Raw genomic sequence first — 20560 nt, 5'->3', positions numbered from 1 at the left:
GGATAAAGGGTAAACCCTGAGGGCTTCCGCAACGCGAAGGTGTGAAGAAATCAGACTCCGCGCAGCACCGCGTGACGCTTCTTGCCAAGGCTCAGTTTGCGGTCCGCGCCCGGCTCCACGGTGATCACCTGGCTGGGATCGGAAACGGCCACGTCATCCAGCTTCACCGCGCCTTCGCCAACCTTGCGCCGCGCCTCGCCATTGGAGGCGGCAAAGCCCAGCGCGGCCAGGGCCGCAAACACGGCAATGCCATCGCGGCCCACTTCCAGCACCGGCAGGTCGGCCCCCAGGCCGCCCCCGGCGAAGGTGGCGGCAGCGGTCTGCTCGGCGGTGCGGGCGGCTTCCTCACCGCGCACCAGGCGGGTTACCTCGTTGGCGAGGACCACCTTGGCGGCGTTGATTTCGCTGCCTTCAAGCCCTTCCAGGCGGGTGATCTCGTCCAAGGGCAGGTCGGTGAACAGCTTGAGGAACTTGCCCACGTCCCGGTCATCGACATTGCGCCAGTACTGCCAGAAATCGTAGCTGGGGAGTTGCTCCTCGTTCAGCCACACGGCACCGGCCGCAGTCTTGCCCATCTTGGCCCCGTCCGCCGTGGTCAGCAGGGGGGTGGTGAGGCCGAACACCTCCACCCCGTCCATCCGCCGCGTCAGCTCCACGCCGTTGACGATGTTGCCCCACTGGTCGCTGCCTCCCATCTGCAGGCGCACGCCCATGTCATGGCTCAGGTGGCGGAAGTCGTACCCCTGGAGGATCATGTAGTTGAACTCCAGGAAGGTCATCGGCTGCTCGCGATCAAGCCGCAGCTTCACCGAATCGAAGGTGAGCATCCGGTTGATCGTGAAGTGCGTGCCAACGGTCTGCAGCAGCTCGATGTAGCCCAGCTTGCCCAGCCAGTCGTGGTTGTTGACCATCACCGCATCGGTCGGGCCATCGCCGAACACCAGCAGCTTCTCGAACACCTTGCGGATGCCGGCGATATTGTCCTCGATCGCCTGGTCGGTCAGCATCTTGCGGCTTTCGTCGCGCCCCGTGGGGTCACCGATGCGGGTGGTGCCGCCGCCCATCACCACCACCGGCTTGTGGCCGGTCTGCTGCAGGCGGCGAAGCATCATGATCTGTACCAGCGATCCCACATGCAGGCTTGGCGCAGTGGCATCGAACCCGATATAGCCCGGCACCACCTGCTTGCCGGCCAGCGCATCAAGCGCCTCGGCATCGGTCACCTGGTGGACATAGCCCCGCTCGCTGAGCAGGTTGAGTAGATCGGACTGGAAAGTGCTCATGGTTCTCTCTTGCGTTCGCGGCGGCGGTTAGCACGTGGAGAGGCACATGCAAACGCATCTGCTGGTGCCGCATCCGGCAAATCCGCCGCTGGCTGTAATCGCGGTAGAGGCGCGCTTTGGCGTGGTAGGGCCCTGGCTGCAACTGCGCTGGCGGGTCGAAGGGGCGGGCAAGGTGATGCTGCCCCCGTTCACCGGGCGTCGCCGTGCCGACAACCTGTGGCGTACCACCTGCTGCGAGCTGTTCATGCACACCAAGGGCGCGGCTGGTTATACCGAGTTCAACTTCAGCCCGTCGGAAAGCTGGGCGGCTTATGCCTTTCGCGGGTGGCGCGAGAGCGCGGGCAACCATCCTGTAAGCCATGATCCGGCCATCACCCCGCGCCCGGGACGCAACCTGCTGATCGTCGATGTCGCCCTGCCGCTGGCCGACCTGCCCCCGCTGCCCGCCGCGCTATCGCTGAACATGGTGATCGAGGAAGCCGGCAGCACCCTGTCCTATTGGGCAATGGCACATGGCGATCCGGACAAGCCGGATTTCCATCATCCGGCTTGCTTTGCCGCGCACCTTGCGCCACCCGAAACGCCATGAATTTCGGTATCGACCGCCTGCTGGCGGACCCCGCACTCCTGGCCCGCCTGACAGGGCGCCGCGTGGCGCTGGTGGCCCATCCGGCTTCAGTCACGGCAGACCTGGTCCATTCGCTCGACGCGCTGATTGCCGCCGGTGTCAAGGTGACCAGTGCCTTCGGCCCGCAGCACGGCCTGAAGGGCGACAAGCAGGACAACATGGTCGAGACGGCGGACGAGGTGGATCCCGTCTACGGCATTCCCGTGTTCAGCCTCTATGGCGAGGTGCGCCGGCCAAGCCCGCAAATGATCGAAAGTGCCGACGTGTTCCTGTTCGACCTGCAGGACCTGGGCTGCCGTATCTATACCTTCGTCACCACGCTGCTCTACCTGCTGGAGGAGGCGGCGCGCCACGGCAAGGAAGTGTGGGTGCTGGACCGGCCCAACCCCGCCGGTCGCCCGGTTGAAGGCACCATTTTGCTCCCGGGGCAGGAGAGCTTTGTCGGCGCTGGCCCCATGCCGATGCGCCACGGGCTGACGATGGGCGAGATGGGGTACTGGTTCATCCGCCAGTTCGGGCTCAGCCTGCCTTATCATGTGGTGACGATGGAGGGCTGGCAGCCCGATGCAGCGCCCGGGTATGGCTGGCCGGAAAGCCGCATCTGGATCAATCCCAGCCCCAATGCCGCCACCCTCAACATGGCCCGCGCCTATGCCGGAACGGTGATGATCGAGGGCGCGACCTTGAGCGAGGGGCGGGGCACCACCCGCGCGCTGGAAGTGCTGTTCGGTGCGCCGGATGTGTATGCGAAGGCCGTGCTGGCCGAAATGCACCGGCTGGCGCCTTACTGGCTGGCCGGCTGCGCGCTGCGCGAATGCTGGTTCACGCCCACCTTCCACAAGCACGCAGGGGAACTGTGCAGCGGGCTGATGGTCCATGCCGAGGGCAAGTTCTACGACCACCATGCGTTCCGGCCCTGGCGCTTGCAGGCGCTGGCCTTCAAGGCGATCCGGAACCTGCAGCCGGATTACCCGATCTGGCGCGATTTTCCCTACGAGTACGAGTTTGACCGCCTGGCTATCGACGTGATCAACGGCGGCCCGGCCTTGCGCGAATGGGTGGACGATGAGGCCGCCACTCCGGCCGATCTGGATGCTCTAGCAGCGCGGGACGAGGCAGCCTGGATCGCCGAGACGCGCGACCTCCTGCTATACTGACCGCAATTTGCGTGGAGCACTCTCGCGCAGCATAAGAGTGGCAACCAGCGCCAGCACCAGCCCGGCGACGGGAACCCAGGCTACCATCATCTGGCTGCCGGTGACCGCGATCAGCCAAGTCACGATCAATTGCGTCGTAGCGCCGAACAGGCTGACGGGAATCGAGAAGATCAGCGCGAACCCTCGCGATCGCCGCGCCTTGGGCAGGCTTTCGATGATGGCTGTGTTGGCCGGGCTTGGAAAAGCGCCGATTGCTGCCGAAAGCAGCACCGAGCCGACCATGAATGACACTAGCGCAGGCTCACCCACCATCCACGCGAAGGACAACGGGATCAGCACGATCTGCGCCACGATGATCGCCAGTAGCGCCGGCTTGCGGCCCACCTGGTCACTGATCCACCCACTTGCCAGGCATGTGGCGAGGGCCGCCGCATTGCCTGCCAGTTGACCCGCCAGCGCCGTGCTGGGAGACAGGCTGAGGCTCGCCTGGCCGAAGGTGGCGAGATAGGTGCCGACATAGGCGCAGATCGTGCCAGCGGCCATCAGCACCGGCCCGATCACGTAGATGCGGCACACTCCTGGTTCCAGTAGCGGCAGTGCAGCATCCGGCTCGCTCACACGGTCGTGCGTTTCGGGAAGGCGGCGGCGCATCCACAGGGCGAAGGGCACGATTGCCACCCCCAGCAGCATGGCGATGCGCCAGCCATATTCGGCAAAGGCGGCCTCGGTGAGCAGCAGGCTGAGCAGCAGGCCCACCAGCGACCCGGCGGTCACCGCGATCAACTGGCTGACGCGCTGCATCCCCACCACTACGCCGCGGCGCGCATCGCTGGCGTTCTCCAGCAGATAGGCGGTGGCCGGGCCAACCTCTCCACCCACGGCAAAGCCCTGTGCCAGTCTCGCCAGCACCACGATCACCGGCGCGGCGATGCCGATGGCTGCGTAGGAGGGGGTCAGGGCGATCACCCCGATGGCCAGGCCCATAAGCACCATCGAGAATACCAGCGCCGGCTTGCGCCCGTGCCGGTCGGCATAGCCGCCGATCATCCAGGCCCCCAGCGGGCGGGTAACAAACCCGGCACCGAAGGCAGCCAGCGATGCCATCAGGCTGGCCAGCGGGTCGCCAGACGGGAAGAAGGCAGCGCCGATCTGGATGGCAAAGAAGCTGAAGACCATGAAGTCATAGAATTCCAGCGCGTTGCCGATCGTGGCCGCAGCGATGGCGCGGCGGGCCTGGCCGCGATCGGGCACTGTGTCTGCCTGACCCATTCCTTGATCCTCTTCAAAGCGCGCTGTGGCGCGTTCAGTCATGCTCGGCAAGCAAAGACACTTGCCAAGCCGCGCCAGATTGCCAAGGTTCGGGCCAAGGGAGAGAAACACACATGCTCAAGTTCTACAGCTTCGGCCCCGGGGCCAATTCCTTGAAGCCCATGCTGGCGCTGTACGAGAAGCAGCTGGCGTTCGAGCACAAGCTGCTCAACCCGCGTACGTTCGAGCACCATTCCGAATGGTACAAGGCCATCAACCCGCGCGGCCAGGTGCCCGCGCTGGATGATGACGGTCGCATCGTCACCGAAAGCACAGTGATCTGCGAATACCTCGAAGATGCCCACCCCACCGCCGTGAAACTGCGCCCCGACGATCACTTCGACCGCGCGCAGATGCGGATCTGGACCAAGTGGGTGGACGAATATTTCTGCTGGTGCGTCTCCACGATCGGCTGGCACCGCCATGTCAGCAAAATGGTGGAGCACCTGTCCGATGCCGAGTTCGAGGAAGTGGTCGCCCGTATCCCGGTGGCAGAACAGCAGGTCAAATGGCGCCGCGCCCGCGAAGGTTTTCCGCAGGATCTTCTGGACGAGGAAATGCGCAAGATCGGCTCTTCAGTCCGCAAGCTGGATGACCACCTGGCCGACAACGAATGGCTGGCAGGCGGCATGTACACCCTCGCGGACATCTGCAATTTCTCAATCGCCAACGGGATGGAGCGCGGCTTTGCCGAGTTTGTGAACCGGGAGGACACGCCGCACCTGTTGCGGTGGATCGAGCAGATCAACGCGCGCGCCAACGTGCAGCGGGTGTTCGCCAACGTGCCGCGCGAGTTCTAGGGCGCGTTTTCTGCCAGAACCTGCTGCGCGAGGGCGATCAGGCGGGCCTCGGACACGTTGGCAGCCGGGTCGTTCCAGGTCATCGCCAACACCCACGGTGCGCCCGCCGGATCGCGCAATAGCCAGGCGAAATTGAGGACCCCGGGTTCGGAGCCGCCCTTGTATCCGGCAGAAGTCCATGAGCCGAACTGCGCACGGTCCATGCCCGGGTTCACCGCCAGGATCGCAGCGGCAACCGGATCATCGGCCATGCGACGGTAGATTGCAGCCAGATCGCGCCCGGAAGCGAACCATTCAACGCCGATGTGATGCGGCCCGTCTGCAAACACTGCCTGCATCTGGTCCATGTCCAGCTCGCGCCCAGCCAGTCCGGCCAGGATCGCACGGCGCGTGGCCATATCGCCGCCGGCATAGCGGACAAGCTGCTCCTCAGGCCCCAGCTTAAGCAGGAATAGTTCGCGTGTGGTCATCATGGGCAAAGTCGCCTCGGGCTGCGCGTGGCCCGATGCGCCGACTTCCGCCTCCACCGCCGCGCGGCCCAGAACATGCATCAGCTGGTCGGTGGCGGTGTTGTCGCTGATCGCCACCATCATCGTGGCCAGCGTTTGCAAGGTAACAGGCGTGCCTTGCGGCCAGTCCTGCATCTGCCCGCTGGGAAAACTCCTCTCGGTCAGCGGCACCACATCGTCCCATCGCCGCTCACCGCGCGCCACGGCCTGTGCCAGCGCAGACAGCACATAAAGCTTGAAGGTGGAGCCGATGGCCATTTGCCGGTCGGCATTGTGTTCGATCAGGGTGTGCGAACCGTCGAGGCGCGCGAGATAGATCGACGACGTCCCCGGCAAGTCACGGACCAGGTCCAGCGCGGTCTGGCCTTCCACCGCCACCGGCCGGATCGCATTCAGCCGCAGCCCAGCCACCCGCCACGGTGCGGCGCCTTCAAGCTGGATCGGCCCGCCGGCAATGGCATCCCGGAACCGCAAGCCGATCGTGCCCGCACCGGGGGCCTCGCCAGCATCAATCTGCGCCAGCCCCTCGAACGGCCCCAACTGGTCGCGCAACTGCCCGGTCAGTGCCTCAAACTGGCCCTGCGGGACGGCGTTGACGAAGACCGGGGCAAAAACGTCGGCATAGGGCTTCTCGCCCCGGATCACCGCCGCCACATCCTCGGCCCGCTGCCGCAGCACTTCTGCGTCCTGAGCCCGCGCCGCCAGCGGCATGGCCAGCAGTGCAAGGAAGGCGAGCAGCAGGCGGATCATGCGTCGATCATCTCGCGGTCCACTTCGCCCGCGCGGTTCTGGATGAAGTTAAAGCGCTGCGAAGGGTCGCGGCCCATCAACTGGTCCACCAGTTCCTTTACCGCAAAGCGCTGTTCGTGCTCGGTGGGCAGGGTAATGCGGATCAGGTTGCGGCTGGCCGGGCTCATGGTGGTTTCGCGCAATTGCTGCGGGTTCATCTCGCCCAGGCCCTTGAACCGGCTGACTTCAACCTTCTTGCCCTTGAACACGGTGGCTTCCAGCTCCGCCCGGTGCGCCTCGTCCTTGGCATAGCGGCTCTCCTTGCCAGCAGTCAGGCGGTAGAGCGGCGGTTGCGCCAGATAGAGGTGCCCGTTGCGGACGATTTCGGGCATTTCCTGGAAGAAGAACGTCATCAGCAGGGTGGCGATATGCGCGCCGTCCACGTCGGCATCGGTCATGATAACCACGCGGTCATAGCGCAATTGCGCCGGATCACAGTCCTTGCGGGTGCCGCAGCCCAGCGCCAGCGACAGGTCGGCAATCTCGCTGTTGGCGCGGATCTTGTCGGCCGTGGCGCTGGCGACGTTGAGGATCTTGCCGCGGATGGGCAGGATCGCCTGGGTCTTGCGGTCGCGCGCCTGCTTGGCGCTGCCGCCGGCGCTGTCACCTTCCACGATGAACAGCTCGGTCTCGCCATCGGTTTCGCCGCTGCAATCGGTCAGCTTGCCGGGCAGGCGCAGCTTCTTGGCGTTGGTGGCCGTCTTGCGCTTGATCTCGCGTTCCGCCTTGCGCTTCAGGCGCTCGTCCATCCGCTCCATAACGGAGCCGAGCAGGGCACGACCGCGCTCCATGTTATCGGCCAGGAAATGGTCGAAGTGGTCGCGCACCGCTCGTTCCACCAGCGTGGCCGCTTCGGGGCTGGTCAGACGGTCCTTGGTCTGGCTTTGGAATTGGGGGTCGCGGATGAAGACACTCAGCATGATCTCGCTGCCGCCCATCACGTCGTCTGCGGTGATGTCCTTGGCCTTCTTCTGGCCCACCAGCTCGCCAAAACCGCGCAACGATCGGGTGAGGGCGGTGCGCAGGCCCTGCTCGTGCGTGCCACCATCGGGCGTGGGCACGGTGTTGCAGTACCAACTGGTCGAGCCATCGGACCACAGGGGCCAGGCCACCGCCCATTCCACGCGGCCCTGCGTCTCACCGACTTCGTTGGCGGGAAAATCCTGGCGGCCCGTGAACGGCTCCGCCGTCACGCACTCGCGGGTGCCGATCTGCTCACGCAAATGATCGGCCAGACCGCCGGGGAACTGGAACACCGCCTCCTCGGGAACGTCATCGGTTGCCAGTGAAGGCGCGCACTTCCAGCGAATTTCCACCCCTGCAAAGAGGTAGGCCTTGGAGCGGACCAGTTTGAACAGCCGCTTGGCGCTGAACTTGCGATCCCCGAAAATCTCAGTGTCGGGAATGAAGGTGACGCTGGTGCCGCGCCGGTTTGGCGTGGCACCGATGCGCTGCAACGGCCCCTGCGGCGTGCCGCGCGAAAATTCCTGCGCGTAGACTTCCTTGTTGCGGGCAACTTCCACCCGCACGTGGCTGGACAGCGCGTTCACCACCGAAACCCCCACGCCGTGCAGGCCGCCACTGGTGGCATAGGCCTTGCCGGAGAACTTGCCGCCAGAGTGCAGCGTGGTGAGGATTACCTCCAGCGTACTTTTACCGGGGAACTTCGGGTGCTCGTCCACCGGCATACCGCGACCGTTGTCGGTGATGGTCAGCTTCCCCGCGCTGCCCGGGGCTTCCTCCAGCAGAACCTCGATGCGGTTGGCGTGGCCAGCTACGGCCTCGTCCATCGAGTTGTCGAGCACTTCGGCCGCAAGGTGATGCAGCGCGCGGTCATCGGTGCCGCCGATATACATGCCGGGGCGACGGCGGACGGGCTCAAGCCCTTCCAGCACCTCGATCGCGGAGGAATCGTAGTCGCCGCCACCCTTGGGCAGGCTGTCGAACAGGTCGTCACTCATGCGCGGGACCATAGCGCGGCGGAATCCGGCGCTTCAAGCGCCGCGCGGCCGTTATCTACCGCAGCGACCCCTCAGTTGCCGAACTGGCGCGGGGCTGGGTCGACGATGCTGATGGTGCCGTTGCCCACTTCGCGCACCTCGAAGGCCCGCTCGCCCACGCCGGTGCTGGCGAAGCGGAAGGCCCCGTCCACACCCAGGAAGCCGCCGGCATCCAGCATCCGCCCGCCGGGGAACGCAGTACCGGGTCGCCACTCGCGTGCCACGCGCAGGGTCAGCAACACGGCGTCATAACCCAGCGAGGCGATACGCGGCGGGGCATTACCGAAGCGCGCTTCATAGCTGGTGGCAAACTGGCGATAACGGCCATCGGACACGGTGGAGAACCACGCGCCGCGCATCGCGCTGGCCTGAGTCAGGCTGGCCTCGCCCGCCCACAGTTCCGGCCCGATCAGCGAGGGCAGGGTCTCTCCCGGCTCCTTGAGCTGGCTGGCCGCCATGGCCGCCAGGCGCGCGCCATCGGCGATCAGCACGGTATCGAACCCGCCGCGCGTATCGAGCCGGGTCGCGGCGCTGATGATCGAGGTATTGCCGCGGTTGTAGGTTTCGCTGGCCACAACGGTGGCGTTGTGGCGCCCGGCCGCAGCGCGCAGGGCACTGAGCGCGCGCTCGCCATATTCGCCTTCCGGCACCAACGCAGCGAAGCGGCGGGCACCCTGGGCGGTGGCAAAGGCCACGGTCCGCTCGATCGACTGCTCGGGAATGGCACCCATCACGAACACGTCGGGCTGTGCCACGCCGGCATCGTTGGAGAATGTGATCAACGGCACATTGGCGGGCCGGGCCTGGCTGATGATCGCTGCCACATCATCGCGGACCAGCGGGCCCAGGATCAGCTTGTTGCCATCAGCCACGGCGCGGGTTGCCGCGCGGGCAGCCCCGGCAGCGGTATCATAGGTGGTGATGCGAAGGTTATCCGCATTGGTATCCAGCAAAGCCATCGTGGTGGCATTGGCGATCGCCTGGCCGACCTCGGCGTTCGAGCCGCTGAGCGGCACCAGCAGGGCCACGCGATGGCGTCCCTCGTCCTGCGGCAGGCCACTGACGGGCGCGGTCGGCGTGGCGACGGGGGTAGGCGCAGTGGAAGGCCCGCCGGCATCCGGCACCACCCGGCAGGCAGCGAGCGCCAGGGTGAACAGGGCCAGGGCCATCGCCCGCCGCAAATTGCCGAACATGCTTGCTGCCTCCACTCGATCTGGTTCATGACGGTTGGCGTGACAAGTGCGCCTCAACCCGAACCCCTCACTCCCGGCCTCTATATCGTGGCCACCCCGATTGGCAATCTCGGCGATATCACCTTGCGGGCAAAGGACATCCTGGCGCGCTGCGCGGTAATTGCGTGCGAGGACACCCGCGTGACCGGCAAGCTGATGCAGTTGCTGGGCCTCTCCAACCGGCTGCTGCGGCACGATGATCACGCCAGCGATGCCGACCGGGCGCGGCTGATCGAGCACATGCGGAGCCAGCCAGTCGCGCTGGTGAGCGATGCGGGGATGCCACTGGTCTCCGATCCCGGATATCGCCTGGTGCGTGATGCGCTGGCTGCGGGCGTGCCCGTGACGGTAGCTCCGGGGGCCAATGCCCCGCTGACCGCGCTGGCCCTGTCCGGCCTGCCGAGCGACCGATTCCTGTTCGCCGGCTTCCTGCCCCCGAAGGATGCCGCCCGCCTTGCCACGCTGGCGGAGCTGGCCACGGTGCGCGCCACGCTGGTGTTCTTCGAAACCGCCCCGCGCCTGACCAAATCGCTGGCCGCCATCGGCGAGGCATTGCCGGGCCGCGAAGTGGCGGTGGCGCGCGAACTGACCAAGCTGCACGAGGAGTGCCGCACCGGATCGGCGGCAGACCTGATCGCCCATTACACCGCGCATCCGCCCAGGGGCGAGATCGTGCTGCTGGTCGGCCCGCCGTGCGAGGCGGATGCCGGTGCGCATGACGTGGATGCCCTGCTGCTTGCCGCGCTCGACAGTGAAAAGCCGTCGCAGGCGGCGGCCCAAGTGGCTAAAGTCACTGGCCTTGACCGGCGCGAGCTCTATGCCCGGGCGCTGGAGCTGCGCCAGTCTTGAAGCGCCAGCAGGCCGAAACCCGCGGTCGCCAGGGCGAGGCGCGCGCTGCAGCCTGGCTGCGGCTGAAGGGCTGGGCGATCCTTGATGCCCGGGTGAAGACCCCGGTGGGCGAGATCGACCTGGTGGCCCGGCGCGGCAACCTGGTGGCCTTCGTCGAGGTGAAATGGCGTAACCGAGCAGAAGACCTCGATACCGCGATCGACGCTTATCGCCTGCGCCGCGTGGCCGCCGCCGCCGAAGTGGTGGCCCACAAGTATGCCCGGAACGGCGAGGACCTGCGGATCGACGTGATCCTGCTTGCGCCGCGCGCGTTCCCCCGCCACATCACCAACGCCTGGCAGCCATAGGGGTTTACGAATGGGTTTGCGCGTCGCCATCCAGATGGACCCGCTGGAATCGATCAACATTGCCGGGGATTCCAGCTTTGCCCTGATGTTGGCCGCGCAGGCGCGCGGGCATGAGGTGTGGCATTACGATGTGACCACGCTGACTTATGACTGCGGACGCCTCACAGCCTGGGCCGCGCCCGTCAGCGTGCAGCGGGTGGTGGGTGACCACTTCACCATGGGCGAGCGACGGCGGGTGGATCTTGCCGCCGATATCGACGTGATCCTGATGCGACAGGACCCGCCGTTCCACCTGGGCTATATCAGCGCCGCGCTGCTGCTGGACCGGCTGAAAGGCACCACGCTGGTGGCCAACGATCCGCGCGAAGTGATCAACGCCCCGGAAAAGATGTACGTGCTGGACTATGCCCGGTTCATGCCGCCCACGCTGGTGACGCGCCATCTGGACGATGTGCGCGCCTTCCACGAACAGCACGGCGCGGTGGTGGTGAAGCCGCTGCACGGCAATGGTGGGAAGGCGATCTTCAAGGTGGATGCCGATGGCACCAACCTTTCCGCCCTGTTCGAGGTGTTCAACCAGACCTGGCCCGAGGCGCACATGGTGCAGCCCTTCATTCCGGAAGTCTCGCTGGGCGACAAGCGCATCGTGCTGGTTGACGGCGAATTTGCCGGGGCGATCAACCGCCGTCCGGGCGAGGGCGAATTCCGCAGCAACCTGGCGCGTGGCGGCTATGCCGAGGCTGCGGGCCTCAGCCCGCAGGAAGAGGAAATCTGCGCCGCCATGGGGCCTGACCTTAAGGCGCGCGGGCTGGTGTTCGTGGGCATCGACGTGATCGGGGGGAAATGGCTGACCGAGATCAACGTCACCAGCCCCACAGGCATCGTGGCCATCGACGCCTTCAACGGCACCGATACGGCTGCGCTGATCTGGGACGCGCTCGAGCGCCGTCACGCAGCGATGTAGGTTCAACTCAAAGTCACTTGAGGTATTGGGGATAAAACGTAGTCCAGCGGCCGATCAGCGTCCGCGACCGCCTGGAATGGTCGGCTCCAACGGATCATCGGTGTGGCAGGGCGCAGGGGTCCACTGCGACAGATCGGTTTCCCGCCGGAATGTGGTTGAAACCACGAAGGGGCGGGCAAAGTAGACCGGGTCTTCCACCTGCGTGGTCAGCACCAGCAGGTCTCCGCCATCGGGCATGGGCAGCAGGTTGAACTGTTCGGTAATCACGGCATCGGCGCTGTAGGGAACGCCATTACGCCGCAGATAGCCGCCGGTGGTGTTGGTGGTGACGGCACGCAGCGCCCCGCCGGAAGTTTCGCGAGCGCCAAAACCCAGGCCGCGCGCTTGCGGATAGGCGTGCCACTGGGCGAGGGTGCGCCCCTGCAGGGTGGGCGCTCCTGCGGCCCGCTCGGGTCGGGCCAAGGCTGGCAAATCGGGGCCGGGTGCGGCGGTCACGAAGTGGAAACTGCGAACCTGCTCCCCTTCGTCGGTCTGCAGCCGCAGCGTGTTGCCGTCAGCCCAGTCGAACCGCACCCGCACCGGCAGGCGCAGCAAGCCGCCCGGGCCATAGGCGTGGCACTCGCGGCCTGCAGCGCGATCTGCGGCCAGGTCCCATTCCAGCGTCCGGGCAACCCCTGCTGGAGTCAGCGGCACGGCGATCCAGTCACCCACCGGCGGGGTGATCATGCGCCAGCGCCAGTCTTCGGTTATCAGCGGCACCCATTGCCCGGTGATGTCGAACGGCGCACTTGCCCGGGCGTCGGATATAGGGGTCGGAGTGGCAGGTTGGGCTGACAGCGGGGCGGGTAGCAGCGCTAGTAACAGCGCACATGCGAGGCGCTTCATTCCCCGGCCTCCCGATTGCGCGCTGCCACATCGCGGCGCAGGATCTCGCGATACTGCGGGTACATCGTGGCCGCGCCGCCCATGCTGGCGGCCCGCGGGATGCCGCGTTCGTCAGCCTCCTCGTGAAGCTGCGGGTTACCGTCGACGTAATGGGGAATCTCACCCATTGGCCGCTCGATTTCCACATCGATCGAGCAGGGGTAGATCTCGGTCTGGTAGCCGGGATCCAGCCGGAAGTTGCGGCTCTTCACGAAGGGTTCGGTCAGGTAAACCGGATCCTGCGTTATGCTGACCCAGGTCAGCACATCGCCCATACGGATGAAATACTCGGTCAGTACGGCCAGGTCGCTGCGCGGCACGCCATTGCGGCGCACATAGCCCGGCTTCAGGTGGGTGGTGGTGACCACCAGCGTATCGCCTTCCCAGCGCCCGGTGGAAAAGCCCTCCCACGTGTGCAGCGCATTGGCTGGCGGAGGGGCGCGCCCGTCCATCCAGATGGTGCGGACCGGGTTATTCCAGTTCATCATGGTGTGATAGGCGACCGTCTGCTGCGTCAGCGGATTGATGTCACGCCAGATGCGCACCGGGGAGAAGGTGGGACCGTAGTCCGCCGGGTGGGGGATGCACTGGTGCTCCGGCACGGTCCACAGCGATGCGCTCCAGTGTGCGGCGCGATAGCGGGCGGCATCGTTGATCGGCAATCCGTCATATTCGCCGATGGCAGGATCGGGCCCGTCCTCGTGCGGCAGCCAGTTCCACTCCCCGTCAAGGTTGGCCTGCGCCCGTGCGCCCATCGGCACCAGTATCAGGGCCAGAACGGCCACCTTGACCCACTTCATCTGTCACCTCTTGCCGGATATTGCCTGCCATCCGGCAGACGGGCGGGCGGACCATTTTCCTCACCAGCCGCCATCCGCGCACGGACAAGCGAATGGGGCTTGAACTTTTTCGTCGGATGGGCGTTTTCAGGCGAATGGATCAATTCATCATCCGCGCAATCGAGCAGGGCGGCTATTTCGGCATTTTCCTGCTGATGGCGCTGGAAAACGTCATTCCCCCCATTCCGTCGGAGGTAATCATGGGCATCGGCGGCCTGTTGGTAGGCCGCGGCGTCATGGAATTCTGGCCGTTACTGCTGATCGGCACGCTGGGCACCACGCTGGGCAACTGGTTCTGGTTCTGGCTGGGCGACAGCTATGGCTACCGCCGGTTGCAACCGGTCGTGGACCGGTGGGGCCGCTGGCTGACGGTGGACTGGGAAGACATCGTGCGCGCGCAACTGTTCTTCACCCGCCACGGCCATTGGGTGATCTTCTTCCTGCGCTTTTCGCCCTTTCTGCGGACGATCATCTCGCTGCCCGCCGGCCTGGCGCATATGCCCAAGATGAAGTTCTTCATCTTCACCTTTGCCGGATCGCTGATCTGGAACGCCCTGCTCATCAAGGGTGGGGAGTGGCTGGGCAGCTATCTGGCGGAATCGCAGGAAATGCTGGCCTGGATCATCATCGGCCTGACGGGAGTGGCCGTGCTGGGCTATATCTATCGCGTGGTCACATGGGTTCCGCGCGCAGGGCGCGACCAGCAGGCGGATGACTAGTCCCGGTCGCGCGGATGGGCGTGACGGTAAGTGTCCAGCAGCGTTGCCGCATCCACCCGGGTATAGATCTGCGTGGAGCCAAGACTGGTATGGCCAAGCAGTTCCTGCAGGCTCCGCAGGTCCGCCCCGGCGCCCAGCAGGTGGGTAGCGAATGAGTGGCGCAAGGCATGGGGCGTGGCCGTTTCCGGCAGGCCCAGGACGCGGCGGGCCTGGGCCACCGCCTTCTGCACCATGCCTTGTGACAGCGCACCACCCTTGGCCCCGCGAAATAGCGGCTCATCGCGGCCAAGCGGCCAGGGGCACTGGCGCGCATAGTCTGCCACAGCAGCACGCACCACGGGGATCAGCGGAACTATCCGCTGCTTGCCACCCTTGCCGGTCACCAGCAGCGTCTCGCCCAGCGGCAGGTGCGCGCCGGTGAGCGACAGCGCCTCGGCAATGCGCAGTCCCGCCCCATACATCAGCAGCAGCACGGCACGGTCGCGCGCACCGATCCAGCCGTTCGCAGCATTGTTCTCCACCAACTCGGCAAGATTGCTGGCATCGTCGGGGGTAATGGGGCGGGGCAGGCCCTTCTTCACCCGCGGCCCGCGCATCCGCGGCGGGGTGGCATCGGCCAGGCCTGCCTGTTGGCGGGCGAAGGCAAGGAAGCCCTTCAACGCCGACAGTTCGCGCGCGGCGGAGACGTTGCCGATCCCGCCGGCGCGGCGGGCGGCCAGTTGCAGGCGCAGGTCACCGGCTTCCATCTGCGCCACTTCGGCCCAGCTTGTCGCCCCCGTGCGCGCGAGCAGCCGCTCGGCCGTGGCGAGATAGGCCCGCACCGTGTGCGGTGACCGGCGGCGCGAATGCAGCAGGTGATCGTGCCAGGCTTGCAGGAGATCGGCCTTGTTCATGCGGACACCAGACCGTCAGCCACCAGGCGGGGCAGAATGGCATCCAGCAGCGGCATGCCCTGCAGGGTAATGGCGATGCGGTGCCCGCTGGTGCGGAGCAAACCCAGCTTATCCAGCGCCTCCACCTCCGGCCAATCGACCAGGTCTTCCACGGCAACCCCGGTGCGCGCGGAGATTACGGCAAGGTCCACCCCTTCTCGCAGGCGCAGGCCCATCAGCAGGGCTTCAGCCGCCTGTTCGGGCCGGGGAATGGCCACCTCGCTCTGGCAGCCGGACCCACGCGCCTCTACTGCGGCCAGCCAGTTCTCGGGCTTCCTGTGCCGCTGCGTGGCCCACTTTTCGCCACTCGGGCCACTGCGCCGGCCATGCGCGCCGGGGCCAATGCCCAGGTAGTCGTGATAGCGCCAGTAGCCGAGGTTATGACGGCTCTCTTCCCCCAAGCGCGCATGGTTGCTGATCTCGTAGGCGGGAAGGCCGGCGGCGGCGGTCAACTCCTGGGTCAGAACGAACAGATCAGCAGCGGCATCATCTTCCAGGGGTAAGAAATCGCCTTGCCGCACCATCGTCGCAAAGCGTGTGCCGGGCTCGATGGTCAACTGGTAGAGCGAGAGATGCCCGGTGCCCAAATCGAGGGCGCGGGTCAGGTCCGCCTGCCACTGGTCCGGCGTCTGCCCGGGCAGGGCATAGATCAGGTCGAATGAGACGCGCCTGAAGTGTTTCTGCGCCACTTCGAGCGCATTCAGCCCCTCCTGCGCATCGTGCAAACGGCCCAGAAAACGCAGAGTATCATCATGCAGCGATTGCAGGCCCAGCGAGGCGCGGTTGACGCCGACAGAGGCCAGCGCGGCATAGTTTCCCGCCTCTACGGAACTGGGATTGCCCTCCAGCGTGATTTCGATCCCCTGGGCAAAACCCCATAGCCGCTCTGCCTCGTCCAGCAGGGAGGCGACCAGGGCCGGGGGCATCAGCGAAGGCGTACCGCCGCCGAAGAAAATCGAATCCAGCCTCTCGCCGCCGGCCATCTCCGCCTCGGCCCGCATGTCGGCCAGCAGCGCAGCCTGCCAGCGAGCATGGTCCACGCTATCGCGCACGTGCGAATTGAAATCGCAATAGGGGCACTTCTGCAGGCAGAACGGCCAATGGATATAGAGTGCGCGGGCCATCAGGCTTTCAGCCGCGCTTAAGGTCTCTTTGTCAAGGAAAGGCAATGCCCCTTGTCCGCCTGCTAGTCCTTGTCGTTGCCCTTGCCGCCGTGCCGGCTGCTGCCCAGCGCTGGCGAGAGGAGCATACACGCACCTTCAGCGAAAGGCTGCTCGATGCCCACAATGCCGAGCGCACACGTCTGGGTCTGCCGCTGCTGCGCTGGAGCGACCGACTGGCGGGGCAGGCACAGGCCTGGGCCGATCACCAAGCCTATCACGGTCTCTACGAACACGCGGAGGAACGCCACGGCGCGGGCGAGAACCTGTGGATGGGTTGGACCGGCACGGCAACACCGGAACAGATGATCCAGGCATTTATCGACGAACGCGCCTATTTCCGCCCCGGCCGGTTTCCAGATGTCTCAACAACCGGAGACTGGCACCATGTGGGCCATTACACCCAGCTTATCTGGCCTGATACCGAGGAACTGGGCTGCGCGATGGCGCAGGGGCGGGGCAGCGAATACCTGGTTTGTCGCTATTATCCCGCCGGCAACGTGATGACCAAGCGGGTGCCGTAAGCTCAGCGGCCGAACTGATCGGCGACCAGCCTTGCAAAGGCATCGGCCCGGTGGCTGCGGGCGTGCTTTTCGGCCGGATCCATTTCGGCGAAAGTGCGGTTCTCACCATCCAGCACGAAGACGGGATCATAGCCGAAGCCCATGGTGCCACGTGGCGGCCAGGTGAGGGTGCCATCCACCCGCCCTTCGTAAACTGCCGTCTCGCCATCCGGCCAGGCGAGGGCGAGCACGCACGAGAACCACGCATGGCGCGGGGCATCCGGCCCCAGGGCCTGCAACTGGCCTTCCACCTTGCCCATGGCCATGTGCCAGTCGCGGCCCGGTTCGCCCTCAAACCACTGCCGCTCGGCCCAGTCGGCAGTGTAGACGCCGGGCCGCCCGTCCAGCGCGGCGACCGACAGACCGCTGTCATCGGCCAGCGCGCAAAGGCCGCTCGCCTCCGCCGCCGCGCGCGCCTTGATCAGCGCGTTGGCGACAAAGGTCGTGCCGGTCTCCGCCGGTTCGGGCAGGCCCAGCGCCCCGGCGGAGATGCAGTCGATGCCGTAGGGCGCCAGCAGCGTACCGATTTCCTTAAGCTTGCCGGCGTTGTGCGTGGCAATCACCAGCTTGCCGCCAAGCTTGCGGGTCATCGCGTGGCGCGCTCCTGTGCGGCGAAGATGTTGTTGCAGCCGATCCGCGCCAGGCGCAGCAGGCGAAGCAGGCCTTCCTCGTCGTAGGTCGCGCCCTCGGCAGTGGCTTGCACCTCGGCAATCTGGCCGCCTTCGATCAGCACGAAGTTGGCGTCGGCATCAGCGCTGGAGTCTTCGTCATAGTCTAGGTCCAGCACCGGGTTGCCCTGGTAGATGCCGCAGGAAATGGCGGCGATCTTGGCGGTCAGAGGATCGTCCTTGATCGCGCCCGAGGCCATCAGCTTGTCCACGGCAAGACGCAGCGCCACCCATGCACCCGAAATCGAGGCGGTGCGGGTGCCGCCATCGGCCTGTAACACGTCGCAATCGAGGACGATCTGCCGTTCGCCCAGCTTCTGCAAGTCGGTCACGGCGCGCAGCGAGCGACCAATCAGCCGCTGTATTTCCTGTGTCCTCCCGCTCTGCTTGCCCTTGGCCGCCTCGCGGCTGCCGCGGGTGTGCGTGGCGCGGGGCAGCATCGAATATTCGCCCGTGACCCAGCCCGAACCTTTGCCGCGCAGGAACGGCGGCACCTTTTCCTCCACGCTGGCGGTGCACAGCACGCGGGTCTCCCCAAAGCTGATCAGGCACGAGCCTTCGGCATGCTTGGTGAAACCGGTTTCGATAGTGATGGCGCGCATTTCATCTGCGGCGCGACCGGAAGGACGCATGGACTTCTCCAATAGGGACTCGGGGATTGCTTGCTTGCCCCTAGCGCTTAGATAAGGCCCTGTCATGGTCTCACCCCCGATCACAGAACTGACGCTGCGGGCGCGCGAGATTTTCCGCCGGGTGGTGGAGGATTATCTCGACAGCGGGCAACCGGTTGGATCGAAGACGCTGGCGGGCAGGGCGGACCTGAACCTTTCGCCCGCATCGATCCGCAGCGTGCTGGCCGATCTGGAACGTCTTGGCCTGCTGGCCGCCCCCCATACCAGCGCCGGGAGGATGCCGACCGAGACGGGCCTGAGGCTGTTTGTGGACGGCATGATGCAGGTGGCCGAACCCAGCGCGCAGGAACGCGCCGTGATCGAGGCGCAACTGGCCGCACCCGGCCCGATCGAGCAGGCGCTGGAGGCCACAAGTTCGATTCTCTCCGACTTGTCCGGCGCGGCCGGCATGGTCATGGTGCCACACCGCGAGGTTCGGGTGGTGCAGCTCAACATCGTGCCGCTGGATCCCACCCGCGCCCTGGTGGTGCTGGTGGACGATGCGGGGCACGTGGAGAATCGCCTGCTCGACCTGCCGCCGGGCACCGGACCGGCGGCCTTGCAACAGGCCAGTAATTACATGAATGCCCGCCTGGCCGGGCGGACCCTGCGCGAGGCGGTGGCAGCCATCGAGGCGGAGATTCGCGCCGGGGCGACCGCGCTGGACGAAGCAAGCCGCGACCTGGTGGAACGCGGTCTCGTGACCTGGAGCGAGGACGCGGCGCGCCGCCGCGTGCTGATCGTTCGCGGGCAGGCCAACCTGCTGGATGAGAGCGCCCTGTCCGACATCGAACGGGTGCGATCGCTGCTGGATGACCTGGAAAACAAGCAGTCCATCGCCGACCTGCTGGACAGCGCGCGCGAGGCAAATGCAACGCGCATCTTTATCGGCGCGGAAAACCGCCTATTTGCGCTCTCCGGATCCTCGGTGATCGCTGCCCCCTATCGCGACCGCGAAGGGCGGGTGGTGGGTGTGCTGGGGGTAATCGGGCCGACTCGCCTGAACTATGCACGGGTCGTGCCGATGGTCGATTTTACCGCCCGCTCTCTGGAGCGGTCATTGGGCAAGAGAATTGGTTGAATTATGAACGAAGACGGCAAGGGTCAGGATCAGGAAGTCGAGAAGGAACTGGAAGGCGTGCCCGAACAGTTCCTTGATCGCGGTGACGAGGCCGAGCGGATATCCGCGATGGAGGCCGAACTGGAGGAACTGAAACAGCAGGTGCTTTATGCCCGGGCGGAAACGCAGAACGTGCGCCGGCGGCTGGAAAAGGACATTGCCGATGCACGCGCCTATGCCGCTACCGGCTTTGCCCGCGACGTGCTGAGCGTGTCGGACAACCTGGCCCGTGCGCTTGAAGCCGTCCCGGCGGAACTGCGGGCGCACAACCAGATGGAAGGGCTGGTGGCCGGCATCGAGGCGACCCAGCGCGAACTGGAAAAGGTCTTTGGCCAGCACGGCATCAGCCGCATTGCCGCCGTGGGCCTGCCGCTCGATCCGCACCAGCACCAGGCGATGATCGAAGTGCCTTCGACCGAGCACGAACCCGGCATCGTGGTAAGCGAGATGCAGAGCGGCTACATGATCAAGGACCGCCTGCTGCGCCCGGCGCTGGTGGCCGTGGCGAAGAAGCCGGACTGACGGTCAGTTCCCGCTGGTCCGGCCCCCGCGTCGGATCGGCGGCGGATCAGTCGCCCGCCAGTTCCGAGATATACAGCGTGGCCGGGCGTAAATCGCTGCCCGAATAAGTACCCACCCAGATGTCGTACTGGCCGCTCTGCGGCTTAAGGAAGGTCACCTGCGGGTTGAGGCCGCCGTTGCTGTCGTCGTCGCAGTACCACTGGCCGTCGGGCGCGTTCACCACCAGCGTGGTGTCGCTGTCGGAGTTGGCGTAGATGTAGAGCGGCAGGCTGCCGCTGTCGTAGTTCAGGCGCACGTCAGGTGCATTGGCCACGAAGCCGCGGCAAGGCGAGCCGATGTTGCTGGCATCGATGCTGCCACCCGACGAAAGCGATACGCTGTAAGGATCGTTCGGAAAGCCCGCGCTCAGGTTGACCGTATCGTAGGTCGGGCGGGCGGACGTGTCCTGCGCCGCAGCTTGAGTGGTCAGCGCCAGGGAACAGGCGGCAAGGAGCAAGGAAGGAACCAGCTTCATCGGTCTATCTCCAGGTGGGGAAACCGCCCCTGCGGTTCCGGTTGTTGTCATCGCCAGGCTGT

At 65.8% G+C, this 20560-nt stretch carries 22 protein-coding genes; 10 read left to right on the top strand and 12 right to left on the bottom strand.

Features of this window, described 5'->3' with window-relative positions:
* Positions 1–50 precede the first annotated feature (50 nt).
* Positions 51–1283 carry a tyrosine--tRNA ligase gene (gene tyrS / locus GRI99_RS11250; protein ID WP_160772135.1) on the bottom strand — a complete coding sequence of 411 codons (1233 nt, stop codon included), beginning with the start codon at positions 1281–1283 and terminating at the stop codon, positions 51–53.
* 46 nt (positions 1284–1329) lie between these two features.
* Here tyrS and GRI99_RS11245 point away from each other — a divergent pair, with 46 nt between their 5' ends.
* Positions 1330–1872 (top strand): DOMON domain-containing protein, encoded by a 543-nt coding sequence (locus GRI99_RS11245; RefSeq protein ID WP_160772134.1) that lies wholly within the window; start codon positions 1330–1332, stop codon positions 1870–1872.
* Positions 1869–3068 (top strand): exo-beta-N-acetylmuramidase NamZ family protein, encoded by a 1200-nt coding sequence (locus tag GRI99_RS11240; protein WP_160772133.1) that lies wholly within the window; start codon positions 1869–1871, stop codon positions 3066–3068. Before GRI99_RS11245 ends, GRI99_RS11240 begins: the two co-directional genes overlap by 4 nt.
* On the opposite strand, the gene GRI99_RS11235 is transcribed toward GRI99_RS11240, so the two are convergent.
* Positions 3060–4337 (bottom strand): MFS transporter, encoded by a 1278-nt coding sequence (locus GRI99_RS11235; protein WP_160772132.1) that lies wholly within the window; start codon positions 4335–4337, stop codon positions 3060–3062. The two genes, GRI99_RS11240 and GRI99_RS11235, sit on opposite strands and share 9 nt — an antisense overlap.
* Before the next feature lie 113 nt (positions 4338–4450).
* Here GRI99_RS11235 and GRI99_RS11230 point away from each other — a divergent pair, with 113 nt between their 5' ends.
* The gene (locus GRI99_RS11230; protein ID WP_160772131.1) at positions 4451–5176 is read left to right on the top strand and encodes a glutathione S-transferase family protein; all 726 of its coding nucleotides are present in this window, start codon (positions 4451–4453) and stop codon (positions 5174–5176) included.
* On the opposite strand, the gene GRI99_RS11225 is transcribed toward GRI99_RS11230, so the two are convergent.
* The 3 genes from GRI99_RS11225 to GRI99_RS11215 all read right to left on the bottom strand — a co-directional run bounded on the left by GRI99_RS11225 (position 5173) and on the right by GRI99_RS11215 (position 9667).
* The gene (locus GRI99_RS11225; protein WP_160772130.1) at positions 5173–6435 is read right to left on the bottom strand and encodes a serine hydrolase; all 1263 of its coding nucleotides are present in this window, start codon (positions 6433–6435) and stop codon (positions 5173–5175) included. The two genes, GRI99_RS11230 and GRI99_RS11225, sit on opposite strands and share 4 nt — an antisense overlap.
* Positions 6432–8435: a DNA topoisomerase IV subunit B gene (gene parE, locus GRI99_RS11220; RefSeq protein ID WP_160772129.1), complete on the bottom strand. Its 2004-nt coding sequence runs from the start codon at positions 8433–8435 to the stop codon at positions 6432–6434. Before parE ends, GRI99_RS11225 begins: the two co-directional genes overlap by 4 nt.
* Positions 8436–8506: 71 nt before the next feature.
* A complete protein-coding gene (locus tag GRI99_RS11215; RefSeq protein WP_160772128.1) occupies positions 8507–9667 on the bottom strand; it encodes a penicillin-binding protein activator in 1161 nt (386 codons plus the stop codon).
* 27 nt (positions 9668–9694) lie between these two features.
* Between GRI99_RS11215 and rsmI the strand changes: the two genes are divergently transcribed.
* The 3 genes from rsmI to gshB are packed head-to-tail and all read left to right on the top strand — an operon-like array spanning position 9695 to position 11866.
* On the top strand, positions 9695–10555 hold the full coding sequence (rsmI, locus tag GRI99_RS11210) for a 16S rRNA (cytidine(1402)-2'-O)-methyltransferase (protein ID WP_160772127.1): 861 nt from the start codon (positions 9695–9697) through the stop codon (positions 10553–10555).
* The gene (locus GRI99_RS11205) at positions 10552–10902 is read left to right on the top strand and encodes a YraN family protein (RefSeq protein ID WP_160772126.1); all 351 of its coding nucleotides are present in this window, start codon (positions 10552–10554) and stop codon (positions 10900–10902) included. Before rsmI ends, GRI99_RS11205 begins: the two co-directional genes overlap by 4 nt.
* 10 nt (positions 10903–10912) lie before the next feature.
* Positions 10913–11866 carry a glutathione synthase gene (gene gshB, locus GRI99_RS11200; protein WP_160772125.1) on the top strand — a complete coding sequence of 318 codons (954 nt, stop codon included), beginning with the start codon at positions 10913–10915 and terminating at the stop codon, positions 11864–11866.
* A gap of 54 nt (positions 11867–11920) precedes the next feature.
* Here gshB and GRI99_RS11195 read toward each other — a convergent pair whose 3' ends face one another.
* Together GRI99_RS11195 and GRI99_RS11190 are read right to left on the bottom strand one after the other, a co-directional pair.
* Positions 11921–12751 carry a hypothetical protein gene (locus GRI99_RS11195; RefSeq protein ID WP_160772124.1) on the bottom strand — a complete coding sequence of 277 codons (831 nt, stop codon included), beginning with the start codon at positions 12749–12751 and terminating at the stop codon, positions 11921–11923.
* Entirely contained in the window at positions 12748–13590 is an 843-nt protein-coding gene (locus tag GRI99_RS11190; RefSeq protein WP_160772123.1) for a hypothetical protein, read from the bottom strand. Before GRI99_RS11190 ends, GRI99_RS11195 begins: the two co-directional genes overlap by 4 nt.
* Positions 13591–13724: 134 nt before the next feature.
* On the opposite strand from GRI99_RS11190, the gene GRI99_RS11185 reads away from it, so the two are divergent.
* Positions 13725–14348 (top strand): DedA family protein, encoded by a 624-nt coding sequence (locus GRI99_RS11185; RefSeq protein ID WP_160772122.1) that lies wholly within the window; start codon positions 13725–13727, stop codon positions 14346–14348.
* On the opposite strand, the gene GRI99_RS11180 is transcribed toward GRI99_RS11185, so the two are convergent.
* Positions 14345–15241, bottom strand: coding sequence for a tyrosine recombinase XerC (locus tag GRI99_RS11180; RefSeq protein WP_160772121.1), 897 nt, complete (start codon positions 15239–15241; stop codon positions 14345–14347). The two genes, GRI99_RS11185 and GRI99_RS11180, sit on opposite strands and share 4 nt — an antisense overlap.
* Positions 15238–16404: a radical SAM family heme chaperone HemW gene (gene hemW, locus GRI99_RS11175; RefSeq protein ID WP_160772120.1), complete on the bottom strand. Its 1167-nt coding sequence runs from the start codon at positions 16402–16404 to the stop codon at positions 15238–15240. Before hemW ends, GRI99_RS11180 begins: the two co-directional genes overlap by 4 nt.
* Before the next feature lie 44 nt (positions 16405–16448).
* Between hemW and GRI99_RS11170 the strand changes: the two genes are divergently transcribed.
* The gene (locus GRI99_RS11170; RefSeq protein ID WP_160772119.1) at positions 16449–16964 is read left to right on the top strand and encodes a CAP domain-containing protein; all 516 of its coding nucleotides are present in this window, start codon (positions 16449–16451) and stop codon (positions 16962–16964) included.
* 2 nt (positions 16965–16966) lie between these two features.
* Here GRI99_RS11170 and rdgB read toward each other — a convergent pair whose 3' ends face one another.
* Together rdgB and rph are read right to left on the bottom strand one after the other, a co-directional pair.
* Positions 16967–17593 carry an RdgB/HAM1 family non-canonical purine NTP pyrophosphatase gene (gene rdgB, locus GRI99_RS11165; protein WP_160772118.1) on the bottom strand — a complete coding sequence of 209 codons (627 nt, stop codon included), beginning with the start codon at positions 17591–17593 and terminating at the stop codon, positions 16967–16969.
* Positions 17590–18303, bottom strand: coding sequence for a ribonuclease PH (gene rph / locus GRI99_RS11160; protein ID WP_160772117.1), 714 nt, complete (start codon positions 18301–18303; stop codon positions 17590–17592). Before rph ends, rdgB begins: the two co-directional genes overlap by 4 nt.
* 64 nt (positions 18304–18367) lie before the next feature.
* Between rph and hrcA the strand changes: the two genes are divergently transcribed.
* Both hrcA and GRI99_RS11150 read left to right on the top strand, forming a co-directional pair.
* Positions 18368–19423, top strand: coding sequence for a heat-inducible transcriptional repressor HrcA (gene hrcA / locus GRI99_RS11155; protein ID WP_160772116.1), 1056 nt, complete (start codon positions 18368–18370; stop codon positions 19421–19423).
* A gap of 3 nt (positions 19424–19426) precedes the next feature.
* Positions 19427–19984, top strand: a complete 558-nt coding sequence (locus GRI99_RS11150; RefSeq protein WP_160772115.1) for a nucleotide exchange factor GrpE — start codon at positions 19427–19429, stop codon at positions 19982–19984.
* Positions 19985–20030: 46 nt separating this feature from the next.
* On the opposite strand, the gene GRI99_RS11145 is transcribed toward GRI99_RS11150, so the two are convergent.
* Complete coding sequence (locus GRI99_RS11145; protein ID WP_160772114.1) at positions 20031–20498, bottom strand: peptidase S1; 468 nt, start codon at positions 20496–20498, stop codon at positions 20031–20033.
* Positions 20499–20560 lie beyond the last annotated feature (62 nt).

Origin of the sequence: Alteraurantiacibacter buctensis (assembly GCF_009827655.1) — a bacterium.
GTDB classification, from domain to species: domain Bacteria; phylum Pseudomonadota; class Alphaproteobacteria; order Sphingomonadales; family Sphingomonadaceae; genus Alteraurantiacibacter; species Alteraurantiacibacter buctensis.
Note: the sequence above shows the minus strand (reverse complement) of the source record. Positions and strands in the feature narration are given on the sequence as shown.